Raw genomic sequence first — 24771 nt, forward strand, 5'->3', positions numbered from 1 at the left:
TAAACCTAATTAACATGTACACAATCGTTGTTTTTCAATTGATCCCATTGGAGTTGCTAAACATTTAAAAAACTGAGAAATGATGTCAAAAATTTTATCTCGAGATCTTCAGTCGCAGTCGCTAACAGAATTTGTTCAGAAGGCTGTACTTAATTTATATGGAGCATTACCTTCAATAGGTTGTCCGGAATTAAGCCGATCAGATACAAATTCCCCACTTAATCAGTTCGTTAAACACCTGAGGATTTCGGGAGCCCGGGTATTTATCAACAATGATGACTATTTTTTCTCGAGAGCATTTGGCCCCATTTCTGAACGCTTAAAAGGAAAGACCAGAAGAGATATCCGAAAATCACTTGCATTCTTAAGGATACGAACCTATACCAATTTCAATTTTCGTGTTGCTGCAGGTGTGGCTTCTCATGGTGCGTTGTTCATCACTAAGCCAGATATGATCCAACTCCAATTGCTAAACCAATGCCGTTTCGCAAAGCTGTTTATTTATGAAGAGGACATTCTATCTAACTTTCATCAAGCCGATTCGGTACTTACACAGAATAACCAAACCGATGGCTATTATGTTTCTGGCCCTAACAGTCTGGCTTTTACGCCTGTCAATTTCGTTAGAAATATTAGTGGTTTGAGCGTTTATATCATCAGAAAAAAAAATGTAGTAAAATCCAGGTCAGTGTTTTAAAGAAAATCAATCGAAAAAATACCCTATCTGTTAGAGATAGACAAAATAGATATATGAGAAAACTTCAACTATTCCTTTTTTTATTGATACTGCTAAGCCAGTCCGTTATCGCCAAGCAACCTGATATTAAATTCACGGTATCGCAGGATGGAAAAGGTGATTTCAAGACTATCCAGGAAGCCGTCAACGCCGTTCGCGATCACATGCAGTTTAAGGTTTTAATTTTTGTCAAAGCGGGAACCTATCGTGAAAAACTGGTGATTCCTGCCTGGAAAAAGAATATCATGCTTATAGGAGAGGACAAGGAAAAAACAATTATCACCAATGGTGATTATACGGGGAAACCTTTTCCCAGCAAAGACTTTACAGGCAATCCGAAATACGGCACCTACACTTCATATACCGTACTGGTACAGGGAAATGATTGCAGTATAGAAAATATGACCATTGAAAATACGGCTGGTACGGTTGGACAGGCAGTAGCGCTGACCATTGAAGCCGATCGTTTCAGTGCCAAAGACTGCTCGATTTTGGGTCATCAGGATACGCTTTACACTTCCAAAGATGGGAGGTGTTATTTTGAAAACTGTTATATTGAAGGTACTACCGACTTTATCTTTGGTGAAGCTACAGCAGTGTTTTACAAGTGTATGATCAAAAGTCTGGCTAACTCTTATATCACGGCGGCATCAACCACCAAAGAGCAGGCTTTCGGATATGTATTTTTAGAATGTAAGCTGATCGCCGCTCCAGGCGTTCAAAAAGTTTACCTCGGCCGTCCTTGGCGGCCATTTGCAAAAACCGTTTTTATCTGTTGTGATATGGGATCACATATTGTTCCTGAAGGATGGCATGCCTGGCCTGGAGATCCGTTATTTCCAGATAAAGATAAAACTGCATTTTATGCGGAGTACGGAAATGTTGGGCCAGGAGCTAAACTAACGGGTAGAGTGGCATGGTCAAAGCAGCTTTCTAAAAGAGAGGCAGGGCGCTATACAATCAAAAATATTTTAGGTAACTGGTTGCCAACTTTTAAATCTCTTTAAAATGTATTCGATAAAAATAGCTGCGTTTTTAGTTGCCTCCTGGTTAAGTTTTGCTAGTGCCCAGGAGTTCATTCCACTATATCCTAAAGATAAAATTCCAAATTCGAAGGGTACCGATAGAAAGGACAGTATTGCGAATGAACGGATATTTCGGGTGGCAAATCCCGGGATGTACTGTTACTTTCCTTCAAAGCAAGAAAATAAGGGGGCAGCGATAGTGATTTGTCCTGGAGGCGGTTACGAGCGGTTGGCCTATGTTATTAGCGGAATACAATTGGCCAAATGGTTCAATACAATTGGCATTTCGGCGTTTGTACTCAATTACCGTTTGCCAAATGATGCCGATTTAATAGAAAAGGCGAAGGCTCCGCTACAGGATGCACAACGGGCACTCAAGGTTGTTCGAAGCAATGCTTTAAAATGGGGAATCAAGCCCGACAAAATCGGAATACAGGGTTCTTCGGCCGGAGGGCATCTGGCTAGTATGGCAGGAACCAGCCTAAGCGATATATCGAAAATTGGTGATAGTTTAGATCAGATATCGGCCCGGCCAAATTTCATGATTTTGGTGTCTCCCGTAATTGATATGGGAAAATACGCCCATAAAGGCAGCAAAAAGAACCTGCTTGGACCAGGAGCAGATGCTGCATTGGAGGCTAAATTTTCTACACAGTTACTAGTAACCAAAGAAACCCCATCCAGCTTTATTGCTGTCGCATTTAACGATCAAGCCGTAGATCCACACAATAGCCTGCTTTTTTATCAGGCTCTGCTCGAACACAAAGTTCCGAGCAGTTTACATGTGTTTCCACAAGGGGCGCATGCTATCGCTTTGAGAAACAACCCGGGAAGTGCAGAACTATGGACAGCACTCTGCGAAAAATGGATGTATGAAATGGATATCATTCCGATAGCACTAAAATAAAATAACAGAAATTTTCGATTGAAAACATCAGCACACTAATTATGAAATCAAGGATATTATTACTCACATTATTAACCCTTACTTGTTCCACATTCGCTCAAAATAAAACCAGCTCATTTTCCTGGGAAAATCTACCAAAAATCAGCAGACCAATATTTAAGGCTGATACCCTTTCTATTGCAAAATTGGGCGCTAAAAGCGATGGTACATTTTTAAACACCGAAATCATCAATGCTGCGATTGCAACATGCAGTAAGAATGGCGGCGGCACTGTTCTGATACCTCAGGGTATATGGCTTACAGGTCCGTTATATTTGAAAAGTAACGTTGAGTTGCACCTGGATAGAGGGGCAAATTTGATTTTTAGTAAAGACAAATCATTGTATAAACTGATAGAGGGAGATTATGAGGGTAAACCGGCTGCCAGAAATGAATCACCGATTAACGGAAATGATCTGGTAAATGTGGCCATCACCGGGACTGGCATTATTGATGCAAACGGTGATGTATGGCGTGCTGTAGGGCAGACGCAACTTACAACTTCACAATGGTCTGCGAAAGTGGCCTCCGGTGGGGTGTTGAGTGATGACAAAAAGACCTGGTTTCCAAGCGAGCAATTTAAAAAGACACATTTAGAAGGTAAAAGCATGCTGCTTCAGGCTGGTAAACCGCTGGAATCTTTTAATGATATGAAAGATTACCTGCGCCCCAATCTGTTGGTGCTTAAAAACTGTAAAAAGGTATTGCTGGCTGGAGTTACTTTTCAAAATTCGCCAGCCTGGTGCATTCACCCGCTTTTGTGTGAGGATCTGACTGTCGAAAATGTGACGATCAAAAATCCTCAATATGCACAAAATGGCGACGGCATCGACATAGAATCCTGTACACGGTTTCTGGTTGAGAACTGTGTGTTAGATGTTGGAGATGATGCCATTTGTATCAAATCGGGAAAAGATGAAGAAGGTAGAAAGAGGGGAGTAGCCTGTGCCGAAGGGGTAATTCGTGGAAATACGGTTTATAGCGGACATGGAGCGGTGGTGATAGGAAGCGAGATGAGTGGTGGTGCAAGAGATATTTTTATAGAAAACTGCACTTTTATAGGTACCGATAAAGGGTTGCGCTTTAAATCGACCCGGGGAAGAGGTGGTGTGGTGGAGCGAATTTATGCCAGAAATATCAAAATGAAAGATATTCACCAGGAGGCGATTTTCTTCGACATGTTTTATTTCGTAAAATTTGCAACAGATGGTAAGCGTAACGATTCTCCGATAGTTAACGAGGGTACTCCAATTTTCAAAAATATGTTATTTGAAAATATTACCTGCCAGGGAGCCAAGGTTGCCGTATTTATCCGGGGTTTATCTGAAATGCCTGTTCAGAATATCGCCATACTCAACTCGAATTTAGTTGCCGAAAAAGGCATCGAACTTACAGATGCATCCGGAATTCGTTTTGATAATGTTGGAGTGTTTACGCAGAATAAAGCACCATTGATATCTGTTGCAGGGGTTAGGAACGTTCATCTGGATAAATTAAAGTTTTCTACAGGAACACCGCTGCTATTGTCAATTGATGGAGATAAAAATAGGGATATTGTGATTACCAATACAGATTTGAAGAAGGCAAATAAGAATCTGGAACTAAAAAATGGCGCTTCAGAGAAAGTAGTGACGCTCAGCAAATAATTTCTATACATAACCAGCTGAATGCATTACATTTCAGAATAAAAGCGACTGCTTTTGAGTATTAGCTTAGTTAATCTCAATGGCAGTCGATTACAAAATTAACTTCAATACATTAGAAAGAATCGGATTATGATCATCGGCCCGCCAATTAAGATATAGGTCAGTTTGAAACGGAAGTTTAATAAATCGCAAACCTGGACTTTCATGATACGAGTAAGAATCTGGCAACACGGCTATTCCCAAACCCTTTCGCACTAAGGCAATAATAGTTGAACCAAATTCAGAATAGAGATAAACCTCTGGCACGAAATCAAATGAGTTAAATAGCTTTTGGATAATGTAACCATAGCTACTTCCCTCGTCTATAGTTGGCAGGATAAATTTTTGTTTTTCAAGTGTTTCCTTTGTTAGATCTTCAAAGGTTTGATAGGGATGATTTTCTGGTATCACCAAAGCTAAATGATCGGTGTAGATTTTCTTAGATTTAATGCCAGGTATGGTATTGATATCTCTGGTTATCGCCAAATCAATCTTATAGTTCCTCAAAAATTCATGTTGGTTTTCATATAATATCTGAACTAACTCAACCTGTAATTTGGGGTAGTCGGTAGAAATATTTGCCAAAATATCGGGCATGATAGAAGCGGAAATTGAATCGGGATGTGCAATTTTTATGGTACCACTTTCTCCAAGATGGATCTGCTTTGCCAACTGATGGATATACTCGATCTCGCTCAATTGCACTTCCCATTTATCTCTTAAGAACTTACCGGCAGGTGTTAGTTTTACATTCCTTTTGTTACGCTCAAATAGTAAAAGCCCCAATTCATTTTCTAATGATTGAATTTGGCGGGTTAGGGCAGATTGCGTAATGTTCATTTCTGCTGCTGTATTCCAATAATGGAGCTTGCCTGCAAGTGCTAAAAAATACTTGATCTGTTGAATGTTCATTAATGCAATTTAATCATTAATAAATGAAAAAATAGCATTTTATTGCATTTGTTGACTGTGTAGATTTGTAATATGGAAAACATAGAAATACTCCCGGTAACCGCTAAAGATGTACTTCATCTTCAACATATCAGTAAAGATACTTTCTTGCAAACTTTCTCAGAAATCAATACAAAAGAGAACATGGACAAATATCTTGAGGAGAGCTTTTCCATTGATCAGTTGAAAGAAGAATTGAATAATGAATTCTCACAATTTTATTTTGCAAAGTTGGAAAATGAAGTGATTGGTTATATGAAACTGAATGTAGGCGAAGCTCAAAAAGAAAACCAAAATGACAACGCTCTCGAAATAGAACGCATATATGTATTGCAAGATTTTCAAGGTAAGAAAGTGGGGCAGTTGCTCTATCTCCACGCTATTAAAATAGCTGATGAAATTGGTGCAGATTACGTTTGGTTGGGCGTATGGGAGAAGAATTTTAAAGCTATTGCCTTTTATAAAAAGAATGGCTTTGTAGCATTTGATCAACATGTGTTTATGCTGGGCGATGACAGGCAGATTGACATCTTAATGAAACTAGAATTAGCTAAGAACAAATAAAAGATTGACATGAGCATCGTAATACGTAAAGCAACAGAAGCCGACAGTGAGAAAATGTGGATGCTGATGAAAGAGCTGGCCATATTTGAAAGATACATAGATAGCTTTGCCATTACGCCAGAAATTGTAAAGGAAAGTGGCTTCCATAAAAGCCCACCAGATTTCTATTGCCTTTGGCTGAAGATGAGGGGGTGATAGCAGGAATTCTGGTCTATTATTTTCTTCCTTACACCGCTCAAAACAAACCAGCCATCTATATAAAAGAACTGTATGTAGATGAAAACTACAGAGGACAGAAAATTGGTGAGCAGTTAATGCAGGCGCTAAAAGAAGAAGCGCTGTTGCATAACTGTGGACGGATTAAATGGACAGTGGCGAATTGGAATGAAGCTGGACAACGGTTTTATGAAAGGTTGGGTGCTCATAAAAACACTGATTGGCTGAATTACGAACTAGACTTATAAAACTTGTTTTTGTAGATGGAAAAAAGAAACTTACTACTGATTTTATTAATATTTGGAACTGCTTTTTGGGGTATTTCATTCTCTGTAACCAAGTTAGCGATAGGGACGGGGTCACCATCTACATTCCTTTTTTATCGATTTTTACTGGCCACATTGGTGCTCTCTATAGTCTTTTGGAAACATGTGATGAAGACCAAATTATCAGATATTAAAACTGGTGTGCTATTGGCTATACCTTTGTTTCTAGGCATACACCTACAAACATTGGGTATTAAACTATCTAGCGCTTCACAATGCGCCTTCATTGCTGGTGTGACCGTAGTTATGGTGCCATTATTGAAGTTGATATTCTATCGCAAAGCTGCATCAGCTAAAATTTGGATTGCTGCCATTATTGCACTGAGCGGATTATTTGTGATTTCCATAAATGGGCAATTAAAAATAGGTGAGGGAGATTTGTATACGATTATTGGTGCATTTGGTTTTGCCATTTATTTAATTGCAGTCGAAAAAAAGGCATCTGGAAAAAGTTTAGTTCCAACCATCGTTCCTATGTTTGCTACATGCGCAATCCTCACCTTTGGTTTAGCAATTACCGATGCAAATGCTTATTGGTATCCTGAAACCAACACCTTTTGGATAGGTGTTGTTTATTGCGCATTGTTTGCCACAGCTTACATGTATTCAATCTCAAACATTGCACAAAGATATATCAGTGCAGAAAGGGTATCTGTAATCTATCTATTTGAACCTGTATTTGGGGCTTTTGCGGCTTTTTTCATTCTTGATGAAAGTCTTTCTATACGCTTACTTGTTGGTGGTGGACTGATTTTTTTAGCTACAATTATTTCTGAGGCTAATCTTAAAAGCCTATCTCAAAGAAATCGGAAATTAGCCAGTTAATTCTGGCAGATTTTAAGGCATTGATATTCGTCTTCCATTTTTAGACCATCGAGGTTTCGTTTAGTTTTACTGTCCTGCAAATCAATGGATAGTCAATTTTTTAATGCCTCTAATTACTCTTTGAATTATATCGTAGATTTATCCCCACATTTTAACTATACTAAGACTATAAATATGAGCGTACTCTTTATAAAAAATATGGTTTGCAATCGCTGCATTATGGTGGTTCAAAATGAAATGGATAAGCTTGGATTAGCCGTAGAACATATAAATCTAGGAGAAGTTACACTTGAAAAAGAACCAACTGCTAGTGAAAGAACTGCGTTGGAAGGTGCGCTGGTGTCATTAGGTTTTCAGGTAATAGATGATAAAAAAAGCAGGATTATAGAACAGATCAAAAATGTAATCATTGAGTTAGTTCATCATCAGGATAATGATACTAAAACCAACTTGTCAGATGTTTTAAGTGAAAAGCTGCACCATGATTACAATTATCTTTCTAACTTATTTTCTGATGTGGAAAGTACTACAATAGAAAAATATTTTATCGCACAGAAAATTGAAAAGGTAAAAGAACTATTGGTTTATGATGAGCTGTCATTAAGCGAAATTGCTTTTAGACTGAACTATTCAAGCGTAGCCTATTTAAGTAACCAATTTAAAAAAGTAACTGGATTGACGCCAAGTCATTTCAAACAAATAAGGGAAGATAAACGTAAGCCGTTGGATCAGGTTTAGTAAATCTTACAAATCAATTCCATAATTCCACAATAACTATTCTCCATATTGTCGCCAATTTTGTAGTGCAAATAAAGCAATAGAAATTATGGCTACAAATAACAATAGAGAAACGGTTTACATTCCTTTAGAAGATGTAGAAAGCGAACATTGTGCATTAATCGTTGAAAAAGGATTGGCCAAGGTTGATGGTGTTGCATCCCCGAAAGTAGAACTCAACAACCGCAGAGCAGCCATTACGGTTACAAATAATGAGACAGTTGGTAAAGCCGTTGCGGCTATTAAAGACTTGGGCTATGGTGTTTCATCTATAAAAAATACCTTTCCTGTTTTGGGAATGACCTGTGCTTCTTGTGCGGGAAGTGCAGAAAGTATCGTAAAGTATGAGCCGGGTGTGATTGACGCCTCTGTCAACTACGCAACCGGAAACCTCACCGTTGAGTACCTTCCCAATATGACGGACGCTAACAAACTGCAAAAAGCGGTTCAGGGTGTTGGTTATGACCTGCTCATCGTTGAAGAAGCAAAGCAGCAGGAATCCCTGGAGACCATCCATGCAGAAAAATTCAAAAAGCTAAAAAACAAAACGATCTGGGCGGTTATATTATCATTACCCGTGGTAACCATCGGTATGTTTTTTATGGATATGCCTTATGTAAACGAAATTATGTGGTTCTTTTCTACCCCTGTGGTACTTTGGCTGGGTAAAGATTTCTTCATCAACGCGTGGAAACAAGCCAAACACCGTTCTGCCAATATGGACACTTTGGTCGCTTTGAGTACAGGAATTGCGTATATATTCAGCGTATTTAATATGCTTTTTATGGATTTCTGGCACCAGAGAGGATTGCACGCACACGTCTATTTTGAAGCAGCTGCAGTGGTCATCGCCTTTATCCTTTTAGGTAAATTATTGGAAGAAAAAGCCAAAGGAAACACCTCTACTGCCATTAAAAAACTGATGGGCTTGCAACCTAAAACGGTAATGGTAATAGCACCAGACGGAACAGAAAAACAAACCGCTATTGAATCCGTAAACGTAGATGATATAATTCTGGTAAAGCCCGGCGAAAAAATTGCTGTGGATGGAATGGTTACTTCCGGTAATTCGTATGTAGACGAAAGTATGCTGAGTGGCGAACCCGTTCCGGTATTAAAAACAGAAAATGAAAAAGTATTTGCCGGAACCATTAACCAAAAAGGAAGTTTTCAATTCAAAGCAGTGAAAGTGGGTAAGGAAACTATGCTTGCCCAAATCATTAAAATGGTGCAGGATGCACAAGGCAGTAAAGCGCCCGTTCAAAAATTGGTGGATAAAATTGCCGGCATTTTCGTTCCGGTGGTGATTGGCATTGCCGTTCTTACTTTCATTTTATGGATTATTTTAGGTGGCGAAAATGGTTTAGTAAAAGGATTATTAGCGGCCGTTACGGTATTGGTCATCGCTTGTCCGTGTGCGTTGGGCTTGGCTACACCAACGGCTATTATGGTCGGAGTGGGCAATGGTGCAGAAAATGGTATTTTAATTAAAGATGCAGAAAGCCTTGAATTGGCCAAGAAAGTGAATGCAATTGTTTTGGATAAAACCGGAACAATAACACAAGGAAGGCCTGAAGTAACAAGTATCCAATGGCTGAACAATAATGACACAACAAAAACTATTTTACTGAGCATCGAAAAACAATCAGAGCATCCATTGGCGGAAGCTGTAGTGAAACATTTGGAAGGCGTTGCTACCGCGCCTTTAGCCAACTTCGACAGTATCACGGGTAAAGGTGCTAAGGCAGAACACGATAACGAAACCTATTTTGTAGGAAATAAAAAGCTCCTGGCTGAAAACAATATTGCGATTGCAGAACAATTAAAAACCCAGGCCGATGATTGGGGTAAACAGTCTAAAACAGTCATTTGGTTTGCAAACAGCAAACAGGCACTTTCTGTAATCGCTATTTCCGATAAAATCAAAGAAACATCGGTTCAGGCAATCAAAGAAATGCAGGAAATGGGTATCGAATTGTATATGCTTACAGGCGACAATGAAGCCACCGCTAAAGCAATTGCCGAGCAAACAGGCATCCTGCATTACAAAGCCGAAGTATTGCCACAGCACAAAGCCGATTTTGTAAAAGAACTGCAGCAGCAAGGTAAAGTAGTAGCCATGGTGGGCGACGGAATTAATGACAGTACCGCTCTGGCAACAGCCGACGTAAGTATTGCAATGGGAAAAGGCAGCGACATCGCAATGGACGTAGCCAAAATGACCATCATCTCATCAGACCTTGCCAAGATAGCACAGGCAATACGTTTATCAAAACAAACCGTGGCTACCATTAAGCAAAATCTTTTTTGGGCATTTATTTACAACCTGATTGGCATACCCCTGGCTGCCGGATTGTTATTTCCGATCAACGGTTTCTTGCTAAACCCAATGATAGCCGGAGCGGCTATGGCTTTGAGTAGCGTAAGCGTGGTGAGTAACAGCTTAAGGTTGAAATGGAAGAAATAAATCAGTAAATATTATAAATCAAATAAAGAAAACTACAACGACAAAACGGGTTAATTGACGCAAATTTGTACTATCAAATAAAATATAACATAATGGAAAATAATAATCAAGATTTACAATTCAAGACAAATATCAATTGCAGCAGCTGCGTAGCAAAAGTAACCCCTTTTTTAAATGATGCCAAAGGTATAGGACGCTGGGAAGTAGATACTACGAATAGAGAAAAAATTCTCACCCTAAAATCTGAAGGAATTACTGAACAGGAAATAATCGAAACCGTTCAAAAAGCTGGGTTTAAGATAGAACCGATAAAGTAATTCTAAAAATACCTCACCCAACAGCGGTATTTAACATCGTTATAATTATCCATTACGCAGCGTTAAAAATTGTCTTTAGTTGGGCGTTTGCCATTTGGCAATCATCAATATAACGAGTTTTTAAATTCTATCAGAACTTGTCGCCAAAAAAATAAAACCTTCCACAGAATGAAGGTTTTATTTTTAATGCTGCAATAAAAATTTGATGGTTTCAATTTTTTACTTCAACAAACCGCCCATTCCAAAGGCAGTCAACGCTTTCTCATATTGAACTTGAACGGCATCATTTGCAGCTTTAAGGTATTGCCCTGTGAATGGATCAACATTGGTTCTTATCGGACGCTGACCTTTGGGTAAGCTGATTAAATTTACCACTGCATCTGCAACATCTTGCGGATTAGGATTTAAGGTTTCAAATGCCTTGCCAACAGCCGCACCCATTTTATTAGGATAATCTGCTATGACTTCGTAAGCATCATTAACCGAAGCATCGGAACCGGGATTGAATTTTTGTGACATCTCCGTCGGAAAAGCACCAGGTTGTAGGATGGCAACGTCAACACCTAATGGTCTTACTTCGTAATGCAAACCTTCGCTAATGCCTTCCAAACCAAATTTTGAAGCACTATACATTGTTGCAAAAGGAAACGAAACGGCGCCAAATCCGCTGGTGATATTGATGATGAGACCTTCGGATTGTTTACGCATAAATGGCAACACCAATTTCATCAATCGCCAAGGTGCGATGACATTGATATCGAACATTTCTTGAACATCGGCGGTTGTAAAACTTTCGGCCACGCCATTTCTGCTAAAACCCGCATTATTTACCAAAACATCTATTGTTCCTTCTTTTGCGCTGATGGTATCTATGGCTTGCTGCACACTGTTTTCATCCGTAAGTGCAACATCCAGAACGGTAATGTTTCCTATCTCGGAGAGGACTTTTGCTTTATCTGAATTTTTACCGTTTGTATCTCTCATTGTTGCGTAAACTTGATGTCCTAAGGCTGCAACGCTTTTTGCAGTAAGCCATCCAAATCCGCTATTTGTTCCTGTAATTAATACAACTTTTTTGTTCATTATTTTTTGTTTAAAATTGATGATACAAAGTTCCGAGCTTTAAAAACTAAAACATTTACCATTTGGTAAAAAGAGATTTTTACAGGATGTTTTTTCTAATTCTACTCAACGACTGTTGGGTAACGCCCAAGTACGAAGCGACTAATGATAGCGGAACACGATTGATAAGCATTGGATATTTTTCAAGGAATGAGAGGTAACGAGTTGTGCCATCTTCCGAAACTAACGGACTTCTTCTATCCATCGCATCTGTTAAATATTTTTGGGTTATTTTTGCTCCAATCCTGTCCCAATCAACTATTGTGTTTGAGAGTGCATCCCAATCTTTTTTAGTAAAAGCGAGCAATTTGCAATCGGTAACAGCCTGAATATAATCTGTTGCTGTTGCCTGTGCCTCAAATTTTTGCTGGTCTGAAACAAAGCTGTATTCGTCAATAAAGTAATTGGTTATCTCTTCACCTTTATTATTGTAATAGCAACACCGAAAAACACCTTCTAAAACAAAACCAATGTATTTTGGAATTTTTCCTGCTTCGGAAAAATAATCATCTTTTTTCAGTTCCAGTTCCGTTGTCTTGCTCTTGATAAAGTCGATTTGCTGTTGGTTCAAATTGCCAAAACGCAGTATATATTCAATTAATTTTTCCATTTCTGTAAAGGTAGCAAATGGCTTTAATTAGAGATTTACCATTTGGTAAAAAGTCATGGAGCTTTCTATTTGACCAACGATGACGTAAATCTTACAAATATTAACCAAAATACCACAACGATTATCATACGGTTTAATTCCAATTTTGTATCTAAATATCAGAACAATGAAAGCGAAAAATAACTCCTTACTTCTAACGGCAGTTTTGTTGTTAACGGCTTCCTCCGCATTTGCCCAAAAAGCAGTGCGATACGATTTGTACGTTAAAGACACGCTGGTAAATTACGCCGGAAAAGAAAAAAGAGCCATCGCCGTAAACGGACAAATACCAATGCCCACACTCACTTTTACAGAAGGCGACACGGCAGAAATTGTAGTGCATAACCAATTGAAAGAAGGCACCTCACTGCATTGGCACGGCGTGTTTTTACCCAATAAAGAAGACGGCGTGCCTTATCTTACGCAACCTCAAATCTCACCTGGAACTACGCATACATACCGTTTCCCCGTTATTCAGAATGGTACGCACTGGTATCACTCGCATTCGGGTTTACAGGAGCAAATCGGGATGTATGGCAACCTTGTATTTCTAAAGAAAGCTGGTGATAAAACTTTTAGAAAAGGGATAGATGATTTGCCGACTGTACCCATTGTTTTGAGCGAATGGACCAATTTAAATCCGAATAACGTACACCGGATGTTGCATAACGCAAACGATTGGTCGGCGATAAAAAAAGGAGCCACACAGTCGTATGCAGAAGCCATTCGGGCAGGGCATTTCAAAACTAAAATTGCCAACGAATGGAAACGGATGTTGGCCATGGACGTAAGCGATGTGTACTATGATAAAATTTTAATGAATGGTAATGCTTCCACAGATTTAAAAACGGTTGATGGCAAAACACTTAAAGCGGGCGATAAAGTGAGGTTAAGAATTTCAAACGGTGGTGCTTCCTCTTATTTTTGGTTGCGATATGCCGGTGGAAAAATTACTGTGGTAGCCAACGATGGTAATGATGTATCACCGGTGGAAGTGGATCGATTAATCATTGCGGTATCAGAAACCTATGATGTGGTAGTAACCATTCCCGAAGATGGCAATGCATACGAGTTTATGGCCACTACCGAAGACCGCACCAATTCTTCAAGTTATTTTATAGGTAACGGCGTTAAAAAGCTGATTGCCCCGCTTCCGAAATTGAAATATTTTGAAGGGATGAAAATGATGAACGATATGATGAAGATGAATGGCGATTTGGATGATATGGGGATGAAAATGAGCCTGAACAAGATGGATATGAATGTGGTGATGTATCCTGAAATAACGGGCGAAATTGAACAAAAAGAAGGCCATAACAAACACAATATTGAGGATGAAAATCGTTATAATGCAAACGCTTTAGGCAAAATTAAAACGCTGAATTATGCTATGCTTTCATCACCTCATAACACTGAACTTCCCAAAGATGCTCATGTAAAAAAATTAAACTTTACCCTTACCGGAAATATGAACCGCTATGTGTGGAGCATGGACAATAAAGTCCTTTCTGAAGTGGATAAAATTCCAGTAAAAAAAGGAGAGGTTTTACGCATTACCATTTACAATAATTCGATGATGCGACACCCGATGCATTTGCACGGATTTGATTTTAGGGTAATCAACGGCAAAGGCGAAAAATCACCGCTCAAAAATGTGCTGGACATCATGCCGATGGAAACCGATACCATAGAATTTCTCGCAAACAAAGAAGGCGATTGGTTTTTCCACTGTCATATCCTTTACCACATGATGGCGGGTATGGACAGGGTTTTTGCAGTAGGCGATTACAAAAATCCATTGCTTCCAGAAAAAGAAAAAGCCTACAAAATGTTGCAACACGAAAGCAATATGCCCCACTTTATGGCACAAAATGATTTTGCCACCAACGGTAATGATGGAGAAGCAATGTTTCAAAATGCCAGATGGAGTTTGGGTACGGAATGGCGTTTAGGGTACAGCGATATGCACGGTTATGAAGTAGAAACACACCTGGGAAGATATATCGGAAAAATGCAATGGTTGATGCCGTTCATCGGTTTTGATTATCGATATAGAAAGATGGGAATGGACGAACAAGAAACCAATTTATTCGGACAAAAAAACAAAAAAGATACCCGTAGAGCCGTTAGTTTAGGATTTATGTACACTTTACCAATGCTGGTTAATTTTCAGGCGGAAGTCTATCATGATGGAATTGTTCGATTATCATTAATGCGTGAGGACATTCCAATTTCAAAAAGATTGAGGGCTGGATTTATGGTCAATACCGATAAAGAGTTTATGGCAGATTTAAAATACATCATTACTAAAAATATCGGCATCCGTACCCATTATGATAGCGATATGGGCTTTGGCGTGGGGCTGTCTTTGAATTATTAAAACCGGAACACAAAAAAAATATAAAATTAAGTTCAAAAATAATGGCACATCAACACGACCACAACGACGACGAACACGACAACCACGACCATAATCATTCACACGAAGGGCACGAGCATAATGGGCATAACCACTCAAAAGGCAATGCATTATCTTTCGCCTTTTGGCTCAATCTGGCATTTTCCATCGTTGAGGTCATTGGTGGCGTTTTAACGAATTCAATAGCCATTATTGCTGATGCTTTTCACGATTTAATGGATGCCGTAGCCATCGGTCTTGCGATAATTTTAGAAAAAGTATCGGGTAAAAAACGGAGTGCAAAATTCTCATACGGTTATAAACGATTTTCGCTGTTGTCCGCATTGGGTCTATCCATTTTTTTGTTTGCAGGTTCGGTAACGATGACTATTGCAGGCTATAATTCCTTATTTTCAGAGAAAGAAGTTCACAGTGTCGGTATGTTAGGATTGGCAGTTCTTGGCCTTGCTGTAAATGGTTTTGCCTTCCTTAAAATTAAAAATGGTGGTGGACATAACCATCACGGACATAGTCACGGCGGGCATAATCATAACAGCCAATCCATCATGCTGCATTTATTGGAAGATGTTTTGGGTTGGGCCGCTGTTTTACTTGGTGCGGTGATTATTTACTTTACAGGTTGGAATTGGATTGACGGGGTATTAACCATTGGTATTGCGCTGTATGTAGGTTTCAATGCTATTAAAAACCTGATTGCCACAGTGAAAGTGATGTTGCAATCTGTTCCTGAAAATGTGAATATAACTGAATTAACGGAAGAACTTAACCAGGTTGAAGGTGTAACCAATATTCATGATGTACACATTTGGAGTTTGGACGGCAGTTACAATGTAGGCTCTGTACACGCAGTTACAACGGATTTAGCAGGAAAACCGGAACCAAATATTATGAACAAAATCATTCAACTGATGCAAAAATACAACATCCAGCATCCTACCGTTCAAATTGAAAACAGCGCCACAGTTTGCAGTTTTAGAAACTGTTAAGAACGGCTTTCAGCTTGAAAACGGAGTAAATCAGATAAAATTAACCCTGCGTTTTGTCGTTGTGTTTTTTCTTAAAATTAGTACACTTTTAATTTAACTATTTTAGCGTCCCTAATCAACTATATCATTCAAAGTAGGTTTTAAAAATTAACCAACTTTCATTTTAAAAGAACCGACCTTGCATATAATTTATGATTATCCTAAAAACATTAGAGAAGATTACGACTGAGAAACTTCTAGAAGTTTTCAATTTATCATTTTCAGGTTACGTTGTCCCTTTTTGCCTGACTAAAGAACAACTCGAAGACAAAATAAAAAGCGACAGTATCAAACTTGAATTTTCTGTAGGAGCGTTCGAGGATGATCAATTAATTGCCTTCATCCTTCATGGATATGACACTATCGACAACTTAAAAATTGTTTATAATGCAGGAACAGGCGTAATTCCAGCGAAAAGAGGAAATAAATTGACCGCGAAATTGTATGACTATATTTTGCCAATTTTGCACGAAAATGATATTGACAAATTGTTATTGGAAGTGATCACCACCAATGAGCCAGCAATCAAAACTTACAAAAATATAGGGTTCAAAATCATCCGGAAATTGAATTGTTATAAAGGTTCATTAAATATAATCAACACCAATAATGATTTTGAAATTCGGGAATTGAATGCGTATGATTGGCAAAAGCTTCAATCCTTTTGGGATTTGAAACCATCCTGGCAAAATTCAATTACAGCGGTCGAAAAGCTAAAAAAATCCAACATTTCTATCGGAATATATGACGGGGAAAAATTAATAGGTTACACGATTTTTAATCCGAAAATAAAAAGGATACATCAACTTGCAGTTGACAAAAATTACCGAAGAAAAGGCGTTGGTCGGCACCTTTTAGCATACATGGCAACAAATTACGGAAAAGATGTTTCTATTATAAATGTTGACAATACTTCAGAAGAAACACTGAAATTTTTTAAGGATATAGGAATGGATATTTACATTAAACAGTACGAGATGGAATTGAAGTTGAAATAGAGTGTCTCCAACATCCTTCATCATCTAAAACCGATTGTCTATCTATATTTTTTAAAAGGTCATCGTAATCATTTACCGAATTAATTTATTTAGCCAAGTTAGCCTTCAAATGCTATGCTGCAAACAACAGATACTTTAGAAATTGGAAAATTATTATCCGCTTACTTTTGATATAAAACAAAATTTTCAAGGTTAAATTCGACTTCATTTAGTACTACTTCCTCATTTTGCAAAATATTATTCTGATAAGCAAATGTTAAATTATTTGCCTTTCACCCTAATATTTTGATCTAAACTTTTTATTGTTTTTATTTGTACTACTAAATCCATAGAATTTATAGATATTATTTATGAAACATCTTTTACACCACAGTTTGCTTAGTCAGTTTCAAACAACGAATTCCATTCAACCTCGTCAAAAATTCTCTTCACATCCCATGTGTTGCTGTTCCATGCGGTAACAAATCTGCAATAACTTGCAACCTGCAGCATTTCGTCTGCTTCCTCTAATTTATGTTTTGCTGTTTTCATAACCCTTTCTGAAGGGAGTGGGAAGAGTATGTCCAAAAATTTATAAATCATTAAAAATGAAAAAAATCTACAGAACAGGATTTTACATATTCCTCTGCGTCTTTTGGTCTTCGTTGGCCGTGGCCCAAGTAACGCCAAGTATTCAATCTCGTTTAAATGGAGTGGTGCTCGATGCCGCCGGTGGCCAGCCATTACCTGGGGCTGTGGTTAAAATAAAAGGAACAACCCACAGCGTTTCAACGGATCCTGATGGCCGCTTTAGTTTTATCACCGGGCAGAAATTTCCTTACATCCTTATTGTCAGTTTTATCGGTTTTGAACAGAAAACTCAAGTTGTTAACGGTAGCCCGGTTACCATACGTTTACAGGAAATTCAGAGCCAGTTAGACGACGTAGTAGTAACGGGTTATAGTACACAGGAAAGAAAATACATTGCTGGTTCCATTAGTAGTGTGAGTGGCTCCGTTGTTCAGAATCAGCCTTCAGGTGGGTTTAATCAGCTGCTCCAGGGAAAAACAACCGGTGTTCAGGTAACATCAAACTCTGGTGTTCCGGGAGGTGGGATTACGTTTCGCGTTCGTGGAAACAATTCAATTAATGCTTCAGTTGATCCGCTTTACATTATTGATGGTGTTTTTGTAAGCAATTCTGATCCAATTTCGGCAGGTCTCGGTAATCAGCAAGCCTCCAATCCTATAGCCGACTTAAATCCTTCGGATATTGAAGACATCCAAATCCTTAAGGATGCCAACGCAACGGCGATTTATGGTTCACTTGGTGCCAACGGTGTTATTATTGTAACCACTAAAAGGGGAAAAAGAAATACAAAAGCAAACATAAACCTGAATACTTTCCAGGGTTGGTCTACCGCGGTAAAGCAATTTGAAGTCGCCTCAGGACCAGATGTTGCCTTACTTACAAACGAATCCCGGATCAACACCGCCATCGATAATGGCTTAAACCCTTCGACAGTGATATTGCCGTTTCCAAACCCTGCCAGTCAGCCAACTTACGATCGGATAAGTGGTTTGTTTAGAACCGCAAGAACTTCTAATTATGAAGTCTCTACTCATGGCGGAACAGATAAAAGCACCTACTACATTGGTTTGGGTTATTTAGCACAGGAATCTATCGTAAAACCATCTGATTACAAGCGTTATTCGGCAAGGCTGAATTATGATACCTATTTGACCGACAAACTAAAAGTAGGAACAAGTATCAACTTTACCCGATCTGACAGAAATTTGAGTGGTAGTGATAATAACCCAACAGGCGTAATCAATTCGGCATTGTTCCCCCGTTCTTATTTGCCCATATACAGTGCAGATGGAACTTATGCCCGTTACGGTAGTTTCGATAACCATCTGGCTTTAATCGAAAACCTGGATAGTAAAGCCGTAGGTTGGAGAACCATTGGAAATATTTTTGGAGAATATACCTTTCTGCCCGGGCTAAAACTCCGCACCAGTTGGAGTATTGATAACAGCAGCGAATACGATAACAGTTATTCAAATACGCTGATCAGTGCTGGTATTGCAACAAATGGTTCGGCATCATCTATTGAAAATAAAAACCTGGTTTTGACTAATGAGCAGGTTTTAAATTTTGTAAAATCATTTGGTGCTGATAAAAAACATAACATCAATGCGCTTGTAGGAAACACCATAAATACGGTTTTAAACGAAAGTACCAGTGCAAGCGGAACCGGTTTTGCAGCAAATAGTTTAAGGTCGGTTTCAGTAGCGGCTACCCGCTCGGGCTCAGCATCAAGGGCAGAATCGAAACTTGTATCTTTTTTCAGTAAAGTGAGTTATACCTACGACGGTAAATATACCATTGATGGAAGTATTCGGGCTGATGCATCATCAAAATTTGGCACCAATAACCGCTGGGGTTATTTCCCTTCGGGAGGCGTGGCCTGGCGTTTAAGTCAGGAAGAGTTTATTAAAAATCTAAACTTTTTTGATGAGCTGAAACTAAGGGCAAGTTTAGGGTTATCAGGAAATCAGAATGGAATTGGCGCATATGCTGCTCAGGGATTATGGTCGTCGGGTGCCAATTACCTCGAGCAGCCAGGCATCGCACCAACGCAGTTGGCTAACCCAGATTTAACATGGGAAACGACCAGACAATTTAACGTTGGTGCCGAGTTTGGTATTTTCAAAAACAGACTTAGCATCATTGCCGACTATTACAATAAATACACCTATGATTTATTGCTTAACGTTCCGGTTCCATATCGTTCTGGCTTTGCTTCTTACCTTCAAAATTACGGTGCAGTTAGAAATAAGGGCTTCGAACTCGGTATAAACTCCACAAACATAGAAACAGATGCGTTTCAGTGGACGACCAACTTCAACATTTCATTTAATAATAACAAAATAGAAAAACTGGCTTCAGATATTAGTTTAGGCGCTTCCGGAAGAAATATTTCGATTTTAAGACAAGGTTATTCTACCAATTCATTTCAGTTATATAATCAACTTTATGTAGATCCCCAAACCGGAAATGCAGTTTATGAGGACGTAAATGGTGATGGATTAATTACCTCCGCAGATCGCCAGATTGTGGGTAATGCACTGCCAAAATATACAGGAGGGCTAACCAATAACTTTACTTTTAAAGGGTTTGATTTAAGCTTTTTCTTTTATTTCCAACAAGGGAATAAAATCATGAATATGAACGATTTTTTCATGGTTCACGGAGGTACGCAGGCCAATATTGGCTTCCTTCCACGTCAGTTAGAAAGGTGGCAAAAACCTGGCGATGTCACAGATATCCCAAGGTTGACCACCTATAGTGCAAATCCAACTCAAAATGGGGGTGCAGCCAATAATTATGGTGGAAATGTTGCCAGTCTATCATCACGTTATCTAGAAGACGGATCATTTATCAGGCTTAAAACCTTAACGTTTGGTTATACTCTCCCTAAAGATGTTTTGAGTAAAATCGGTGTAAGTAAATTAAGAATTTACGCTCAAGGCACTAATCTTCTAACTTTTACAAACTATGGTGGGCTCGATCCAGAGGTAAGTTCCCAATCCAATAACCAGAATACAGCTGGTTATGACTGGGCAACGGTGCCGCAACCGAAAACTTTTCAGATTGGTGCCAGCGTAATATTTTAACAAAAACTTAAGAAAATGAAAACAACATATTTAAAAAATGCAATTGTCCTGGCTGTAGTGTTGCTATCAGTATCCTGCAAAAAATATCTGGAAGAAGTACCCAATAATGCCTTGCCAACTGAAAGCTCAATTACCGATGCCAGTACCGCCAGAGCTGCAATTATTGGTGCTTACGACAGGTTACAAGGTTATTACGCTTCAAGTTACCCGACATTAGGAACCATTACAACTGATAATGTAATTTTTAACGGAACCTTGAGTGAATATTTACAGCTCGATCAAAATGCTATCCCTACAGATAATGTAATTACCGTTTCTGCCTACCAGGGGATTTACCGCACTATAAATTCGGCAAACAGTGTAATCGCTTATGTTCCCCTGGTGAACGACCCGCTGTTAACATCTGCAGAAAAAAATAAAATTTTGGGCGAAGCTTATTTTATCAGGGCATTGTCTTACTTCGACCTGGCTCGTGGTTGGGGAGGGGTACAACTTCAGCTAAAGCCCACTACAGAATTAAGTGTTTTAAAAGGAATTAAAAGAAGTACGCTGGAGCAAACCTATGATCAGGTACTTGCAGATTTAGTACAGGCAGAGCAGTTGCTTCCCGAAGATGCAACAACGAGAAATCGTGCTCAGAAAAGTGCAGCACGGGCACTTCGAGCCAGGTTACACTTGTACCGTAAACAGTGGGCAGATGCCGAAACCTATACCACCCAGGTAATTAGTAATCCGAAATATTCACTCGTAAAGCCTTATAAATCATTCTTTACTGCTCCTTTTCAAACTGCTGAATCGGTTCTGGAACTTGCCTATTCTGTTAATGATAGAAACAGTTACTGGAATTTATGGTACCCTAGTTCTGCAGGTGGCCAATTTACCTTAAAACCATCTGATGGTTTGGTTGCAAAATTGAATAATCCGGCTGTTGGCGGTGCCAGAAACAGCCTTATTGCAGGCAGTGGAACTACCGTTTACGGGGTACTTTACAACACTACTGCAACCAGCACCGATCCATCTTATCTGATCAGGATTGCTGAACTCTATTTAATTCGGGCAGAAGCAAGAGCGCAGCAAAATAAACTAACAGAGGCGGCTTCCGATTTAAATGTTGTACGGGCACGGGCAGATGTTGGTGTAACCACAGCGGTTACGCAAAGCGGATTGTTACAAGCGATTGAAGATGAAAATGCAATTGAATTTGCTTTTGAAGCACATCGCTGGTTTGATTTGGTAAGAACCGAAAGGGCAGGAGCGGTGCTGGGAATCACAAATAAAAATTTCTGGCTTTTCCCAATCCCATATTCAGATGTACAATCTGATCCTGATGTAACTCAAAACCCTGGCTATTAAAATATAAAAACAATGAAAGCACTATTAAAATCCCTAAAAATAGTTTTGGTATTAAGCGTTGTACTGGTACAACAAGCCAATGCTCAAAACAGTTATTTCTTTCCAAAGGCAACTAGTCTGGATGCGAAAATACCCACGCCTGAAGCTTTTTTAGGTTATCCAATCGGAAGTTATTTAACCAGGCACGATCAGGTAGTGGCGTATTTTCGCCAACTGGAAAAAGTCTCTGATCGCGTACATGTGGAAAGCCTTGGTAAAACTTATGAGCAAAGGGAACAGATTATTGTAACAATCACTGCCCCATCAAATTATCAAAAGCTCGAACAAATCAGGCAGGAGCACCTTTCGCAAATAGATCCTTCGAAGCCTGTACTGGGCACAAATGCCCCAGTAATTATCAATTTGGGTTATGGCGTACATGGAAATGAGACTTCAAGTACTGAAACCAGTTTGTTGACAGGATATTATCTTGCAGCAAGCAATGATGCTGAAACGCAAAAATGGCTTTCCGAATCGGTCATCTTTGTCGACCCATCCTTAAATCCGGATGGGAGAGATAGAGCGGCAAATTGGTTAAACGCATATCATTCCTTTCCGCCAGTAGCCGACCCATCCGATAAAGAGCATCAGGAAGGCTGGCCGGGCGGAAGAACAAATCATTATTTTACTGATTTGAACCGCGATTGGCTTAACCTGGTACAGGTAGAAAGCCGTAACAGGTTAACTTTTTTTCATAAATGGTACCCAAATGTGCAGATTGATTTCCATGAGCAAGGCACCAATGCAACGTACTATTTCGAGCCTACACCTAAAAGCCACGAGAGCCCAATTATTCCACAATTTCTTTATGATTATCAGGTTATTCTGGCAAAATACCATGCAAAAGCATTGGATGATATTGGCTCTTTTTATTTCACGAAGGAGAATTACGATAATCTATCTCCAATTTATGGTTCCACATACCCTAAATTTTTCGGCTCGGTAGCCGCCACTTTTGAGCAGGCAAGGTCGCTTGGAATTGTACAGGAATCAACCAATGGGCCGCTAACTTTTGCATTTACCATTCGCAATCACCTGGCAACTAGTTTTTCTACCATTAAAGGTGCAATTGCCGAAAAAGCCGGGCTGTTTAAAGTGCAAAAGGATTTTTTCAAATATGCACTCAACCAAGGGCAAAAAAATCCCGCTAAAGGATTTGTATTTGGCGATACAAACGACCCGAACCTAACAAAGAAGTTCTTGGGTTTGCTTTTAGAGCATCATGTAGAAGTTTACCAAACGACCAGCAATATTACTCAGGATGGAAAAACATTCGACAAAGGTAAATCTTATGTTGTACCCGCTGCTCAGCCGAATTTCTTAATCGTTCATTCCATCTTTGAAGAGAATACCTTAAAGGATAGTATTTTTTATGACAATACCGGCTGGAGTATTATTCATGCCTATGGTTTAAAATATGCCAAGTTAAACGGAACTTTTTCAAAGGGCGAAATCGTTAAGAATCTTCCTTCAGAAAATGAATCGTTAAGCGTGGAACGTGCTGCCTATGCTTACCTGATTAACTCTGGCGATTACAACTTTACTAAAGCGCTTTACCAGTTACAGCTCAAAAATGTTCTTGTAAAAACTGCCTTCAAATCTTTTACAGCAAATACATCGGGTGGGAAAAAATCATATTTGCCAGGTACGCTTGTTATACCAGTGGTGGGGCAAACTATTCCGGCAGATTCACTTCTGGCTGCGCTTAATAGTGTTGCCAAATCAGCAAGTGTTGATATTACACCGGTTTCAAGCGGCTTTAGTGCAGAAGGTATCGATTTGGGAAGTAGCAATATTAAAGCCGTCCGCAAGCCAGAAGTTGCCCTTGCATTCGGTCAAGGTGTAACTTCATCAGAGGCCGGACAGGTTTGGTTTCTCTTAAATCAGCAATTGGACCTTCCTGTTACGAAACTCGATTTGCAGAGTTTTGCCCGGATATCTTTAAACAGATACAATGTGCTCGTTTTGCCCGCTGGAAATTACACCGCATGGGATAAGGCAACTGTTGATAAAATTAAAGCCTGGGTAAATGATGGTGGTACTTTAATCACTTTCCAAACGGCAACTGCCTGGGCAGTGCAGCAGGAAATCGTTAAGGAAAAACTCTCTCAAACCGAAGCTTTTGCGAGGCGTGGGGAAGTTCCTTCGGTGGTAGCTCCGACAGATAAACAAAGCGAGGAACGCAAAAAAGATCAATCAAAAACATCAGCTGAAGTATCTAAATTGCCAAAACAAAACGAAGAGAGGTTAGACTACTCACGGCAAGAAGATGTGGAAGGTTCGAAAAGAATAAACGGGGCTATTTTTGTATCCGATCTGGATATTACTCATCCAATAGCATTTGGAGTGACTTCAAGGAAGTTATTCATCAATAAAAACGGTTCTACTTTATTGTTGCCTAGTGCCAATAAATATGCAACCGTTGCACAATACACCGTCAAACCGCTTATCAATGGCTATTCTTCTAAAGCAAATACCTTAAAGGTGGCCAACTCTGCCGCCATAATTGCTACCGGAAGCGGCAGCGGTGAGGTAATTCTTTTTGCAGATGACCCTACTTACAGGGGCTACTGGCTTGGAACAGCGAGGTTATTTTTGAACGCTATCTTTTTTGGGAATCTGATTGGAGGAGGAAACAGATAAATTTTGAGGCGATAGCGAGTCGCCTCTAT

The 24771-nt window shown here is 39.3% G+C and carries 21 protein-coding genes; 17 read left to right on the forward strand and 4 right to left on the reverse strand.

Annotated elements, in window-relative coordinates; all coding sequences use genetic code 11:
* Positions 1-79 precede the first annotated feature (79 nt).
* Genes AC3ITD_RS04865 through AC3ITD_RS04880 form a run of 4 tightly spaced genes read left to right on the forward strand, consistent with a single transcriptional unit; the run spans position 80 to position 4353 of the window.
* Positions 80-697 (forward strand): hypothetical protein, encoded by a 618-nt coding sequence (locus AC3ITD_RS04865; RefSeq protein ID WP_489364499.1) that lies wholly within the window; start codon positions 80-82, stop codon positions 695-697.
* 53 nt (positions 698-750) lie between these two features.
* On the forward strand, positions 751-1743 hold the full coding sequence (locus tag AC3ITD_RS04870; protein ID WP_489364501.1) for a pectinesterase family protein: 993 nt from the start codon (positions 751-753) through the stop codon (positions 1741-1743).
* Between the two features lies 1 nt (position 1744).
* On the forward strand, positions 1745-2668 hold the full coding sequence (locus tag AC3ITD_RS04875; RefSeq protein WP_489364503.1) for an alpha/beta hydrolase: 924 nt from the start codon (positions 1745-1747) through the stop codon (positions 2666-2668).
* A 41-nt stretch (positions 2669-2709) separates the two neighbouring features.
* Complete coding sequence (locus AC3ITD_RS04880) at positions 2710-4353, forward strand: glycoside hydrolase family 28 protein (RefSeq protein ID WP_489364505.1); 1644 nt, start codon at positions 2710-2712, stop codon at positions 4351-4353.
* Positions 4354-4443: 90 nt separating this feature from the next.
* Here AC3ITD_RS04880 and AC3ITD_RS04885 read toward each other — a convergent pair whose 3' ends face one another.
* Positions 4444-5304, reverse strand: coding sequence for a LysR family transcriptional regulator (locus AC3ITD_RS04885; protein WP_489364507.1), 861 nt, complete (start codon positions 5302-5304; stop codon positions 4444-4446).
* 72 nt (positions 5305-5376) lie between these two features.
* Here AC3ITD_RS04885 and AC3ITD_RS04890 point away from each other — a divergent pair, with 72 nt between their 5' ends.
* From AC3ITD_RS04890 to AC3ITD_RS04920, 7 genes are all read left to right on the forward strand, one after another.
* Positions 5377-5907, forward strand: coding sequence for a GNAT family N-acetyltransferase (locus tag AC3ITD_RS04890; RefSeq protein WP_489364508.1), 531 nt, complete (start codon positions 5377-5379; stop codon positions 5905-5907).
* Positions 5908-5916: 9 nt separating this feature from the next.
* Complete coding sequence (locus tag AC3ITD_RS04895) at positions 5917-6102, forward strand: hypothetical protein (protein WP_489364510.1); 186 nt, start codon at positions 5917-5919, stop codon at positions 6100-6102.
* A complete protein-coding gene (locus AC3ITD_RS04900; RefSeq protein ID WP_489364512.1) occupies positions 6081-6371 on the forward strand; it encodes a GNAT family N-acetyltransferase in 291 nt (96 codons plus the stop codon). The genes AC3ITD_RS04895 and AC3ITD_RS04900 overlap by 22 nt, the downstream gene beginning before the upstream one ends.
* A 15-nt stretch (positions 6372-6386) precedes the next feature.
* Positions 6387-7274 (forward strand): DMT family transporter, encoded by an 888-nt coding sequence (locus AC3ITD_RS04905; protein ID WP_489364514.1) that lies wholly within the window; start codon positions 6387-6389, stop codon positions 7272-7274.
* 84 nt (positions 7275-7358) lie between these two features.
* Positions 7359-8012, forward strand: a complete 654-nt coding sequence (locus tag AC3ITD_RS04910) for a helix-turn-helix domain-containing protein (protein WP_489364516.1) — start codon at positions 7359-7361, stop codon at positions 8010-8012.
* A gap of 88 nt (positions 8013-8100) precedes the next feature.
* Positions 8101-10518, forward strand: coding sequence for a heavy metal translocating P-type ATPase (locus AC3ITD_RS04915; protein ID WP_489364518.1), 2418 nt, complete (start codon positions 8101-8103; stop codon positions 10516-10518).
* 92 nt (positions 10519-10610) lie between these two features.
* A complete protein-coding gene (locus tag AC3ITD_RS04920) occupies positions 10611-10835 on the forward strand; it encodes a heavy-metal-associated domain-containing protein (protein ID WP_489364520.1) in 225 nt (74 codons plus the stop codon).
* 219 nt (positions 10836-11054) lie between these two features.
* Here the strand turns inward: AC3ITD_RS04920 and AC3ITD_RS04925 are convergent, their stop codons facing one another.
* Positions 11055-11918 (reverse strand): SDR family oxidoreductase, encoded by an 864-nt coding sequence (locus AC3ITD_RS04925; RefSeq protein ID WP_489364522.1) that lies wholly within the window; start codon positions 11916-11918, stop codon positions 11055-11057.
* Positions 11919-11997: 79 nt separating this feature from the next.
* On the reverse strand, positions 11998-12567 hold the full coding sequence (locus AC3ITD_RS04930; protein ID WP_489364524.1) for a Crp/Fnr family transcriptional regulator: 570 nt from the start codon (positions 12565-12567) through the stop codon (positions 11998-12000).
* A 166-nt stretch (positions 12568-12733) separates the two neighbouring features.
* Between AC3ITD_RS04930 and AC3ITD_RS04935 the strand changes: the two genes are divergently transcribed.
* The 3 genes from AC3ITD_RS04935 (at position 12734) to AC3ITD_RS04945 (ending at position 17048) form a co-directional block, all read left to right on the forward strand.
* The gene (locus AC3ITD_RS04935) at positions 12734-14986 is read left to right on the forward strand and encodes a multicopper oxidase family protein (protein WP_489364526.1); all 2253 of its coding nucleotides are present in this window, start codon (positions 12734-12736) and stop codon (positions 14984-14986) included.
* 41 nt (positions 14987-15027) lie between these two features.
* On the forward strand, positions 15028-16011 hold the full coding sequence (locus tag AC3ITD_RS04940; RefSeq protein ID WP_489364528.1) for a cation diffusion facilitator family transporter: 984 nt from the start codon (positions 15028-15030) through the stop codon (positions 16009-16011).
* A gap of 191 nt (positions 16012-16202) precedes the next feature.
* Positions 16203-17048 (forward strand): GNAT family N-acetyltransferase, encoded by an 846-nt coding sequence (locus AC3ITD_RS04945; RefSeq protein ID WP_489364530.1) that lies wholly within the window; start codon positions 16203-16205, stop codon positions 17046-17048.
* 378 nt (positions 17049-17426) lie between these two features.
* Here AC3ITD_RS04945 and AC3ITD_RS04950 read toward each other — a convergent pair whose 3' ends face one another.
* Entirely contained in the window at positions 17427-17579 is a 153-nt protein-coding gene (locus AC3ITD_RS04950; RefSeq protein WP_489364532.1) for a hypothetical protein, read from the reverse strand.
* A 56-nt stretch (positions 17580-17635) separates the two neighbouring features.
* Here AC3ITD_RS04950 and AC3ITD_RS04955 point away from each other — a divergent pair, with 56 nt between their 5' ends.
* The 3 genes from AC3ITD_RS04955 to AC3ITD_RS04965 are packed head-to-tail and all read left to right on the forward strand — an operon-like array spanning position 17636 to position 24742.
* Positions 17636-20707 carry a SusC/RagA family TonB-linked outer membrane protein gene (locus AC3ITD_RS04955; RefSeq protein WP_489364534.1) on the forward strand — a complete coding sequence of 1024 codons (3072 nt, stop codon included), beginning with the start codon at positions 17636-17638 and terminating at the stop codon, positions 20705-20707.
* 15 nt (positions 20708-20722) lie between these two features.
* A complete protein-coding gene (locus AC3ITD_RS04960) occupies positions 20723-22060 on the forward strand; it encodes a RagB/SusD family nutrient uptake outer membrane protein (protein WP_489364536.1) in 1338 nt (445 codons plus the stop codon).
* A 12-nt stretch (positions 22061-22072) separates the two neighbouring features.
* Complete coding sequence (locus AC3ITD_RS04965; protein ID WP_489364538.1) at positions 22073-24742, forward strand: M14 family zinc carboxypeptidase; 2670 nt, start codon at positions 22073-22075, stop codon at positions 24740-24742.
* The last annotated feature ends 29 nt before the right edge of the window (positions 24743-24771 follow it).

This window comes from Pedobacter sp. KH_004, assembly GCF_057840755.1.

Coding starts and splice junctions, on each gene's coding strand:
- AC3ITD_RS04910 (WP_489364516.1), top strand. CDS start 7,359: ATGGATAGTCAATTTTTTAATGCCTCTAATTACTCTTTGAATTATATC.
- AC3ITD_RS04965 (WP_489364538.1), top strand. CDS start 22,073: ATGAAAGCACTATTAAAATCCCTAAAAATAGTTTTGGTATTAAGCGTT.
- AC3ITD_RS04950 (WP_489364532.1), bottom strand. CDS start 17,579: ATGAAAACAGCAAAACATAAATTAGAGGAAGCAGACGAAATGCTGCAG.
- AC3ITD_RS04915 (WP_489364518.1), top strand. CDS start 8,101: ATGGCTACAAATAACAATAGAGAAACGGTTTACATTCCTTTAGAAGAT.
- AC3ITD_RS04925 (WP_489364522.1), bottom strand. CDS start 11,918: ATGAACAAAAAAGTTGTATTAATTACAGGAACAAATAGCGGATTTGGA.
- AC3ITD_RS04880 (WP_489364505.1), top strand. CDS start 2,710: ATGAAATCAAGGATATTATTACTCACATTATTAACCCTTACTTGTTCC.
- AC3ITD_RS04885 (WP_489364507.1), bottom strand. CDS start 5,304: ATGAACATTCAACAGATCAAGTATTTTTTAGCACTTGCAGGCAAGCTC.
- AC3ITD_RS04930 (WP_489364524.1), bottom strand. CDS start 12,567: ATGGAAAAATTAATTGAATATATACTGCGTTTTGGCAATTTGAACCAA.
- AC3ITD_RS04905 (WP_489364514.1), top strand. CDS start 6,387: ATGGAAAAAAGAAACTTACTACTGATTTTATTAATATTTGGAACTGCT.
- AC3ITD_RS04875 (WP_489364503.1), top strand. CDS start 1,745: ATGTATTCGATAAAAATAGCTGCGTTTTTAGTTGCCTCCTGGTTAAGT.
- AC3ITD_RS04895 (WP_489364510.1), top strand. CDS start 5,917: ATGAGCATCGTAATACGTAAAGCAACAGAAGCCGACAGTGAGAAAATG.
- AC3ITD_RS04960 (WP_489364536.1), top strand. CDS start 20,723: ATGAAAACAACATATTTAAAAAATGCAATTGTCCTGGCTGTAGTGTTG.
- AC3ITD_RS04865 (WP_489364499.1), top strand. CDS start 80: ATGATGTCAAAAATTTTATCTCGAGATCTTCAGTCGCAGTCGCTAACA.
- AC3ITD_RS04920 (WP_489364520.1), top strand. CDS start 10,611: ATGGAAAATAATAATCAAGATTTACAATTCAAGACAAATATCAATTGC.
- AC3ITD_RS04935 (WP_489364526.1), top strand. CDS start 12,734: ATGAAAGCGAAAAATAACTCCTTACTTCTAACGGCAGTTTTGTTGTTA.
- AC3ITD_RS04945 (WP_489364530.1), top strand. CDS start 16,203: ATGATTATCCTAAAAACATTAGAGAAGATTACGACTGAGAAACTTCTA.
- AC3ITD_RS04870 (WP_489364501.1), top strand. CDS start 751: ATGAGAAAACTTCAACTATTCCTTTTTTTATTGATACTGCTAAGCCAG.
- AC3ITD_RS04890 (WP_489364508.1), top strand. CDS start 5,377: ATGGAAAACATAGAAATACTCCCGGTAACCGCTAAAGATGTACTTCAT.
- AC3ITD_RS04940 (WP_489364528.1), top strand. CDS start 15,028: ATGGCACATCAACACGACCACAACGACGACGAACACGACAACCACGAC.
- AC3ITD_RS04955 (WP_489364534.1), top strand. CDS start 17,636: ATGAAAAAAATCTACAGAACAGGATTTTACATATTCCTCTGCGTCTTT.